Genomic DNA, 1,273 nt, shown 5'->3' with positions numbered 1-1,273 from the left:
GGCCCACATCGAGGAGTCGGGGATCCAGAGGGAGTGGGGGTTGATCTGTGCGGTGGGGAGCTCGTTCGCCACGTCGGCCGCGTTGCGCGACTCGACCTGGATCTGAACGCACCGGCCGTTCACGACCGGTTGTGACCGCTGGTAGTCCTGGGCTGCCGCGTTCACCACGTCTAGCGCGGCGGGAGTGACGGCGACCTTCAGTGGCAGTGAGCTGGAGCAGTCGGCGCCGCTGGTGACACGCAGGGCCACGACCGTGACGCCCGCCGCAGCGATCACGCCCAGCAGGGCGCCCACGGGGAGAGCCACCCGCCGGACCAAACCGGGGGACGTGTGACGTGCTGACATACAGTTACATACCTTCGGTCACGTGTTCACTCTTTCGAGTGGCGGGGGAACACTCGGGGGAATGCATGAGGATGACATGTGACCCCCAAACGTAATGAGATGGCGTGACCTGCGTCACTCGTCTGGACGGCCGTATTTGTTCCGGATGAACCGAACAGCGTGAACATGCGTGGCGGCGGTAGGCTGGTCGGACGCGGTATGTGGGTCTTCCACTGCCCGACGCGCAAGTCAGGGAGGGTCGAGGCCGCCCGCCGGCCGTAAGTGCATGGACCGCAAGCGCCTGCTTCGCAACCCGCTGCTGTGGATCGCTGCGGTGTTGCTGCTCTACTTCGTCTTCACCGTGCTCTTTGACGACTCACGGGGTTATCACCAGGTCAAGACCTCCCAGGCACTGCAACAGGTGCGGGACGGCAAGGTCAAGGAAGCCACGCTCGAGGACAAGGAGCAGCGTCTCCGACTCACCCTCACCGACGGCACCACCTTCGAGGGCAGCAACCGCCTGATCACGCAGTACCCGGCCAGTGCGACGGACGAGATCTTCAACGTCCTCGACCAGGCCGGCAACAAGCCGACCGTCGAGACCAAGGTCAGCCAGGAGTCCATCCTGATGCAGATCTTGATCTACCTCGTGCCGCTCGGCCTGCTGTTGCTGCTGCTCATGTGGATGATGAACAACGCTCAGGGCGGCGGCAACCGCGTTCTGAACTTCGGCAAGTCCAAGGCCAAGCAGCTGTCCAAGGACATGCCCAAGACGACGTTCGCCGACGTCGCCGGTGCCGAGGAAGCCGTCGAGGAGCTCGAGGAGATCAAGGACTTCCTCCAGAACCCCGGCCGCTACCAGGCGCTCGGCGCCAAGATCCCGAAGGGCGTGCTGCTGTACGGCCCGCCGGGAACCGGTAAGACGCTGCTCGCCCGAGCCGTCGCCGGC

General features: G+C 64.7%; 1 protein-coding gene and 1 pseudogene. One reads left to right on the top strand and one right to left on the bottom strand.

Translation table 11 applies throughout. The features are described 5' to 3' along the window. Positions 1-306 (bottom strand): annotated as a pseudogene (locus B0F77_RS46545) (VWA domain-containing protein); the annotation flags it as partial. Between the two features lie 304 nt (positions 307-610). Here B0F77_RS46545 and B0F77_RS46540 point away from each other — a divergent pair. Further along, the coding region (locus B0F77_RS46540; RefSeq protein WP_143467326.1) for an ATP-dependent metallopeptidase FtsH/Yme1/Tma family protein at positions 611-1,273 on the top strand (663 nt) is incomplete at its 3' end.

This window comes from Lentzea kentuckyensis, assembly GCF_002150765.1.
GTDB classification, from domain to species: Bacteria; Actinomycetota; Actinomycetes; order Mycobacteriales; family Pseudonocardiaceae; genus Lentzea; species Lentzea kentuckyensis.
This window is presented reverse-complemented; position numbering and strand designations above follow the sequence as displayed.